The 7,725-nt window shown below is 55.4% G+C and carries 7 protein-coding genes; 4 read left to right on the forward strand and 3 right to left on the reverse strand.

All coding sequences use genetic code 11. From position 1 onward, the window contains the following. Both ACTG34_RS03445 and ACTG34_RS03450 read left to right on the forward strand, forming a co-directional pair. The coding region (locus ACTG34_RS03445; RefSeq protein ID WP_439103619.1) for a right-handed parallel beta-helix repeat-containing protein at positions 1-1,824 on the forward strand (1,824 nt) is incomplete at its 5' end. A gap of 144 nt (positions 1,825-1,968) precedes the next feature. Then, positions 1,969-2,544, forward strand: a complete 576-nt coding sequence (locus tag ACTG34_RS03450) for a hemerythrin domain-containing protein (protein ID WP_439103620.1) — start codon at positions 1,969-1,971, stop codon at positions 2,542-2,544. Positions 2,545-2,578: 34 nt separating this feature from the next. Here the strand turns inward: ACTG34_RS03450 and ACTG34_RS03455 are convergent, their stop codons facing one another. Beyond that, positions 2,579-3,274 (reverse strand): response regulator transcription factor, encoded by a 696-nt coding sequence (locus tag ACTG34_RS03455; RefSeq protein WP_439103621.1) that lies wholly within the window; start codon positions 3,272-3,274, stop codon positions 2,579-2,581. A gap of 505 nt (positions 3,275-3,779) precedes the next feature. Between ACTG34_RS03455 and ACTG34_RS03460 the strand changes: the two genes are divergently transcribed. Next, positions 3,780-4,364, forward strand: a complete 585-nt coding sequence (locus ACTG34_RS03460; protein WP_439103622.1) for a rhodanese-like domain-containing protein — start codon at positions 3,780-3,782, stop codon at positions 4,362-4,364. 96 nt (positions 4,365-4,460) lie between these two features. On the opposite strand, the gene ACTG34_RS03465 is transcribed toward ACTG34_RS03460, so the two are convergent. Beyond that, positions 4,461-4,970 carry a hypothetical protein gene (locus ACTG34_RS03465; protein ID WP_439103623.1) on the reverse strand — a complete coding sequence of 170 codons (510 nt, stop codon included), beginning with the start codon at positions 4,968-4,970 and terminating at the stop codon, positions 4,461-4,463. A 2-nt stretch (positions 4,971-4,972) separates the two neighbouring features. Next, entirely contained in the window at positions 4,973-7,147 is a 2,175-nt protein-coding gene (gene uvrB, locus ACTG34_RS03470; protein WP_439103624.1) for an excinuclease ABC subunit UvrB, read from the reverse strand. A gap of 436 nt (positions 7,148-7,583) precedes the next feature. Here uvrB and ACTG34_RS03475 point away from each other — a divergent pair. Beyond that, a partial coding sequence (locus ACTG34_RS03475; protein WP_439103629.1) for an NADH dehydrogenase ubiquinone Fe-S protein 4 occupies positions 7,584-7,725 on the forward strand: 142 nt, incomplete at its 3' end.

Consider the following 7,725-nt stretch of genomic DNA (forward strand, 5'->3'; position numbering starts at 1 on the left):
CTTGATCTGACCGGCGCCAACGGTGGCACGGTGCGGATCGACGATATTCGAATTGAGGATGTGTCGGCCTTCTTTTTTGCACAAAGTAGCGGTGTGATCGACGTGCGTGATTACGGCGCGGTCGGCGATGGCGTGAGCGATTGCGCGGATGCGTTCGAGGCGGCGGATAATGCCGCGAACGGTCGCAAAATTATTGTGCCTGCGGGGACATATTATATCGGGTCCAATCTAAGCCTTGTGCATGAACCGATCTTTGAGGGCACTGTGGTGATGCCTGATGATGCCTATTTGGCGCTGCGGCGCGGGTATCATCTCAACACCTATATCGATGCGTTCGGCGATGAGGTTTTGGCGTTCAAAAAGGCGTTTCAGGCGTTGTTGAACTTTACCGATCATGAGGCGCTTGATCTATGTGGCCGGCGCATTGAAATTGATGCGCCGATTGATATGCATGCTGTTGTGAGCAACAAAAACACCTTTGCCACGCGCCGCAAAATCTACAACGGGCAATTCAACGTTCAGGCCTCGACCAATTGGGATGCGGTGAGCGTTACGTCGCAGGCGCGTTACTCCACGGCCAATGAGTTCGAGCTAACGGATGTCGCCAATATCGCGAATATCCAAGTTGGCAGTCTCATCACGGGGAGCGGTGTCGGGCGCGAGGTCTATGTCAAATCGGTCAATATCGACGCACAGACGTTGGAGTTGAGCCTGCCGCTCTGGGATGCCAGCGCAAATCAAAGCTACACGTTCACGCGCAATCAATACGTGCTCGATTTTTCAGGCTTCACCAAACTGTCGCAGCTTGAGATTATCGAGGTGGAGTTTTTGTGCAATGGCCACGCATCTGGCATTATGTTGGCCCCCGAAGGGATTTCATTTGCCTTCAAAGACAGCCACATCAAATCACCGCTGCAGCGCGGGATTACCTCCATCGGGCGGGCCTGTCAGAACCTCACGATTGATGGCTGTCAGTTCGTCTCTAACGAGGGCGGTGTCGACGCGGATCAACGCACGTCTGTCGCGTTTAACGTCAATGCCAACGACCCCAAAATTCGCAATAACCGGTTTGTGTTGTTCGGTCACACCGCGGTTTTGGCGGGCACTGGCAACCTGTTTGTGGGCAATCATTGGTTCCAAGGTGACTATCAATCCAATAGCCCGCGCGTGGCCGGTCTGGTGTTTACCGCGATGAACGTCAAATCCATCCTTACGGGGAACTACATCGACAACTGCTTTGTCGAGATGACCAACGAACATGATATTGCGCCTGACTTTAGCTCCGAGTTTTCATTCGGGGGGCTGACGATTACGGGCAATATTTTTGTTGCGACCGATGCGGCGCCATGGACGTCATTCATTGTGTTTACGCCACGCGGGTCGGGCCATTTCATCAACGGGATGTCGGTGCAGGGCAATACGTTCAAGGCGATCAACGGCTTTTTGGACCGCATCGACCGTGTGGATACAACGTTTGCGGATCTGGACTATGGGCGGATGCGAAATATCGTGTTCGAGGGTAATACGTTCAACGGAATTTCCGAGTTGACGTTCAACCCAGTCTCGCTCGATTTCACACAAGCCACAGCATCGGAGAACTGGGTTCTCGATCCGTCTGAGTATCTGCCGTTCGGGGGATGGGCGCGCACGGTGGAGAGCATCGTATTCAATGGCGAGATGACGGATAGCAGCGGACAAACGGCATCCGCGATGCCCTATGTCACGTCCAACTATGGGACGAGTTCGAACCAGATCCGCCTGACCTTTCCGCAAGCCACACGTGGCACGGTTCAAATGTCCGTGCGGATGGATCGCCCGATCTAGGTCTGTTTCATTATCTCGAAAAGCGGGGCCAATCCATTGCTGTGGGTTGGCCTCTTTGTGTGGCACAGGAGTGTGCGGTTGGGACGGCGTTATGTGAAATTTTGCGCAGTAGCTTGCGGCGGCATCCACGCGTAAGTTGCGGGCATGAACACACCAGATGATTATCCATTAGACAGCCGTGACGGCTTGCCCGAGGCGCTTCAGGTGCTGTTGGCCGACTACCCAAAAGCGGCATGGGAGGCACATCCGAATTTTTCGGGGCTCGTGGCGTTTTGGTTGGAACGGCACATGATGTTTCGCAACGTGCTCGGCCTGCTAGAGGCGGATGTGCAAGCGCGCATAGATCGTTCAATCGATCCGCAAACCTATGCCAAACGATTGGGGCGGTACGGTAGCAATTTGGTTCAGGGGCTTCACGGTCACCATCAGATCGAAGACGGGCACTACTTTCCAATTCTAAAGGGGTTGGATGTCCGGTTGGAGCGCGGGTTTGAGATTCTTGACCGTGACCACCATGCGATGGATGGTCTATTGGACCGCTTTGCACGATCTGCAAATGCGGTCCTGTCCGAAGGGGATGATGATCGCGCGCGGGAACACGCCGTTCGTTTCGGGCGCGAATGTGCGGGGTTTGCGCGTATGCTACATCGGCATCTGGATGACGAAGAACAGATTATCGTGCCCGTCATTCTTAAAAATGGTGCAGCGGGATTGGCGTGATGTTGCATTAAGTGTGGTCGAACTCGGCCCCGTTTTATGCTGCAACACCTTGTGAGCGGGCTTGCTCGGAAATGCGATAGCCAAGTCCCCAAACCGTTTCCAACATGTCGGCGTCGCCACCGCAGGACTCAATTTGTTGACGGATGCGCGATAGGTAGACGTTTATGATCCGCGCGTCCGGTTCGTCGTCCCACGCGTAGAGGTGCGCCATGAATGCCTCGCGGGTCACGAGGCGGTCGCGGTTGAGTACGAGCATTTCAAGGATTTCATACTCCTTGCGTGTGAGATGCAGCGTTTGGCCGCCAATACTTGCGCGGTTGAGATCGGTGTCGAGAGTCATCGATCCAACGTTCAAAAGGGCGGAGGAGTAACCAGATGTGCGCCGTACAGCAGCTTTGATTTGAGCGGAGAGAAAATAGGGGTCTACGTCACCCGTCAGGACGACATCCGCGCCCAACTCATAGGCGCGACGACGGGCGTCCCAATCTTCGGTATGTGACAAAACATAGATCGGCATAAGGGGATGACGCTCGCGCAGATCGGCGAGCAATTTATGGCCATCCATGTCGGGAATATCGAGATCGAACACGATCGCACTTTGCTCCCCGAATTTGGCGAACTCCAATAATTCTGTGCCATCATTGACGCGTGTGACAAGCAAGCCAGTGTCCGCAAGGCCAGCGCCCGCAGTCATAGCGTTCCAGTTTGTTTCAGCGAGAAGTACGCGCATGATCGAAGTCCTTTCCAACGCATGCCACAGACGTGTGGCGGTGATCCATTCTGGAAGTGACAAGCGGCATTTTGCGCGCAACGTGACCGAGAGGCAGCGCGGTGAAGGGGGCGGCTCATCGGTCGAAACAATTTTAAGCATCGTCGTTAAGGGCGAAGCAAGTGATTGTTATAGTTAACAAAAAATACAATATCAATTGTGTCGAAAGCCAGTCTGCGACTCACCCAATTGTGCAAAATGTATGGCGCGAGGGCGGTGAATCTACGGATATTCTCAGCATATTTATCGTAAATGTGAGAGATCTGAGGTCCAAACACGCAGCTCTCAAAGAGAATCATCATTCCCGCGCTGTGTCTATAGGGATGTGATCATATGCGCTGACACAGAGTGTTTTGCGTGTTAAGTTTGCGGTGCGCGCGAGAGAGACGAATGGTGCACGGACGGGGCGCATGAGCCACGACACAGCCATTCAAACCGTCATGTGAGATGTACAAGGAGTAGAGTTATGCGACTTTTGACAGCTGCCCTAATCGTAGCGGCAAGTGCCGCAAGTGCCGATCCCGTTGGGATTACCAAAGATATGATGAGCGTAACGGTGCCGACGGCCGCGGGTCCGGTGGAGATTTCACGCATCCAAGATAACGCAGCGGTGATTGAGGGTGATTTCGCCCAAATCGCGCGACCTTGCCCGAGCTTTTGCATTCAACCGATGGTGCCCGCCGAGGGGGTGACCCCGATTGGGGAACTGGAGATGCTCGGATTTTTGAACGACCCTGATGTGATTGTTGTCGACGGGCGCGTTCGGTCGAACTTCGCCGGCGGCGCGATCCCCGGCGCGATCAACATCCCCTATACCGAGGCCGCCGATCGTTTGGGCGAATTGGGATGCGAGCCTGATTTCGAAGGGTTCATTTGCGAGGGCGATGCAGTTAAATCCGTGGCGCTCTATTGCAACGGACCATGGTGCGGCCAATCCCCGACAGCGGCACGCCGCATGATCGAAGCGGGCTTTCCAGCTGAAAAAATCTACTACTACCGCGCAGGGATGCAAGGCTGGCAGATGTTGGGGCTGACAGTGACGGGCGGATAAAGGCCGCACCTCAAGAGGGAACAGTCGGGCGCAAAGCGCCCGACACGCAATCGTCCCGTCCCCCGAGGGCGGGCGTGTTACTCACCCGCCCTCGGGTCAGTCGCGTGGGAAGTCGGCCAGAAGCGTCGTCCAAAAGCTAAACGAAGTCTTCAGCGTGTCGTCGAAGTCAATTTCACTATTGGGCGTTGAAACTACGAACCTCAACCCACCATATCGACCACCGCTATACGGGCCTGTGCCAAAAGCGGTGGCCTTGTTTACAAGATCGGACGGCTTGTTGGCGGTATCGACCTTGTCGTTTTTTCTCAAGGTATAGTGTTTCGACGCGTTTGCGATGCGGTGCACATGCCTGAGGTCACCGCATTGTAATTCAAGGCTCTCTTGCGATTGGCTTTTTGGGTTTGCTTTCCAGTTTTGGGCGTTCGTTTCAAGACACCGCGCGAAGCGGTGTACATGAGTGTTGAACGCCCAGTCACGTAGGGCGGAAATTGAAACTGCCAGATTAAAGGCTGTCCGAATAGAAGCATTTTCCGAGAAGTGCTCGCTGTAATTCTGTGTGACAACGTGCTCGAAGTAGTCATGGATTGTGTCAACTGATCTAACCACGCTTACCTCCGCCCCCCACGTTTTCCTCCGCGCATTCCGCCTCGGCCTCCTGTGCTGCGGCCAGAGGCTGCTTTCGCGCCCTCTACAGCTGCGTCAACGGCGGATTGGCGCGCTAGTGGGTCGTCGGAAATTGTGAGCTCGACGGCTTCCAACCGTTGCACTTCATCGCGCAGTCGTGCGGCCTCTTCGAATTCCAAATTCTCAGCGGCTTTGCGCATATCGCTGCGTAGCCCGTCCAGAACAGCCTGAAGATTTTGGCCCGCCATCGGGGTGTCGATCGTTGCGGTGACGCGGTTCATATCGACATCGCCTTTGTAAAGGCCTGCCAAAATGTCCTTGACGTTCTTTTTGACGGTTTGCGGCGTGATGCCGTGTTTGACGTTATAGGCGATTTGTTTTTCGCGCCGCCGCTCGGTCTCGCCCATGGCGCGTTCCATCGATCCGGTGATGCGGTCGGCGTAGAGGATGACGCGCCCTTCAGCGTTGCGCGCCGCGCGGCCGATGGTTTGGATCAGTGACGTCTCGGAGCGCAGGAAGCCCTCTTTGTCCGCGTCCAAAATAGCAACGAGGCCGCATTCGGGAATGTCCAAGCCCTCGCGCAACAGGTTGATCCCGATGAGTACATCGAACGCGCCCAGCCGCAAATCGCGCAGGATTTCAATCCGCTCGATCGTGTCGATGTCGGAGTGCATGTAGCGCACGCGAATGCCCTGTTCGTGCATGTATTCTGTGAGATCCTCGGACATGCGTTTGGTCAGGGTGGTGACGAGAACACGGTAGCCCGCCGCCGCCTGTTTGCGCACTTCGTCGAGCAGATCGTCGACTTGTGTTTCGACGGGGCGGATTTCCACAACAGGGTCCAGAAGGCCGGTGGGGCGAATGATCTGTTCGGTGAACACCCCGCCCGTTTGTTCCAACTCCCACGCCGCGGGGGTTGCGGAGACAAAGACGGATTGCGGGCGCATCGCGTCCCATTCCTCGAACTTGAGCGGGCGGTTGTCCATGCAGGAGGGCAGACGGAACCCGTGTTCGGCGAGGGTCATTTTGCGTCTAAAGTCACCTTTGTACATCCCGCCGATTTGCGGAACGGAGACGTGGCTTTCGTCGGCAAATACGATGGCGCTATCGGGGATGAATTCGAACAATGTGGGGGGCGGCTCACCGGGGGCGCGGCCCGTGAGGTAGCGCGAATAGTTCTCGATGCCGTTGCACACACCTGTGGCTTCCAACATCTCGATGTCGAAATTACACCGTTGCTCAAGGCGCTGTGCCTCCAACAGTTTGCCCTCGTTGTTGAGTTGATCAAGGCGCATGCGGAGTTCTTTTTTGATGCCTTGCACCGCTTGCTTCATCGTCTTTTGCGGGGTGACGTAGTGTGAGTTGGCGTAGATGCGGACTTGTTTAAACGTATCGGTCTTTGCACCTGTGAGCGGGTCAAACTCGGTGATGCTTTCCAATTCTTCGCCAAAGAACGACAGTTTCCACGCGCGGTCATCCAAGTGGGCGGGCCAGATTTCGAGGGTATCGCCGCGCACGCGGAATGTTCCGCGTGCAAAGCCATGATCATTGCGTTTGTAGGCCTGAGCGATCAAGTCGCCCATGACCTCGCGTTGGTTGTATTCGTTGCCGACCTGCAAGTCCTGGGTCATGGCGCCATAGGTTTCGGCGCTGCCGATGCCGTAAATGCACGACACGGAGGCCACGATAATCACATCGTCGCGTTCTAACAGCGCGCGGGTGGCCGAGTGGCGCATCCGGTCGATTTGCTCGTTGATCTGGCTTTCCTTCTCGATGAAGGTGTCGGAGCGTGCGACGTAAGCCTCGGGTTGGTAGTAGTCGTAATAGGACACAAAGTACTCAACGGCGTTGTCAGGGAAAAAGCCTTTGAATTCGCCATAAAGCTGCGCTGCGAGTGTCTTGTTCGGGGCGAGAATGATGGCGGGGCGTTGTGTGGCCTCGATCACTTTGGCCATAGTGAATGTTTTGCCCGTGCCGGTCGCGCCCAAAAGCACCTGATCGCGTTCGCCCGCGTTGATCGCGGCGCTAATTTCCTTGATCGCGTTGGGCTGATCCCCTGCGGCCTCGAATTGTGTATTGAGCACAAACCGTTTTCCGCCTTCCAATTTGGGGCGGTTTTTCACATCGGGGGCAGGGGAGTGCAGGATCGGTTGGTCCATGTGTGGTCCTTCGCGCGGGTCGGGAAATGGCACAAAACGCAGGGCCTATAGGTGATCTCTTTTTGTTCCTGTTTCAAGGGCGCGCGGGGCGGACGGGCAAAGGTTAATCAATCATTACCCGTTTTAAGATACTTTTAGGTATGAAATACAACCTAAAGTAAATTTAAATGTTGATTTGTACTTAAATCTACGGCTAGGGTGTAAGGGCAAGCAGCAAAACGACTGATCCGGTTTCGGGTACAACACCCCACCCACCCCAAGCTCCCTACCCGAAGCCGGACAGTCATCCCCCCAGTTTTAAACGCGACATCGAGATGCAACGCAGTTCGCTATGTTGGCGTGTGTGTCGGCGTCGCATGGTCCAAACGGCAACGGAGGGCTTGAAACAGGCGGCGGAACCGAGGATAACCCTATCAGCAACAACAAGGAGTCGTCGATGCGCGCTCGTATTTATCAGCCCGCCCGCAACGCCATGCAGTCTGGCCAAGCTAAAACCAAAGAATGGGTTTTGGATTTCGCCCCTGCGTCGGCCCGCGATATCGACCCGCTGATGGGGTGGACCTCGTCATCGGATACAC

This window comes from Celeribacter marinus (assembly GCF_965656515.1).
GTDB lineage: Bacteria > Pseudomonadota > Alphaproteobacteria > Rhodobacterales > Rhodobacteraceae > Celeribacter > Celeribacter marinus_D.

Bases quoted from the DNA above. Each gene is read 5' to 3' on its own strand.
- ACTG34_RS03450 (WP_439103620.1), top strand. From the start codon at position 1,969: ATGAACACACCAGATGATTATCCATTAGACAGCCGTGACGGCTTGCCC.
- ACTG34_RS03455 (WP_439103621.1), bottom strand. From the start codon at position 3,274: ATGCGCGTACTTCTCGCTGAAACAAACTGGAACGCTATGACTGCGGGC.
- ACTG34_RS03460 (WP_439103622.1), top strand. From the start codon at position 3,780: ATGCGACTTTTGACAGCTGCCCTAATCGTAGCGGCAAGTGCCGCAAGT.
- uvrB (WP_439103624.1), bottom strand. From the start codon at position 7,147: ATGGACCAACCGATCCTGCACTCCCCTGCCCCCGATGTGAAAAACCGC.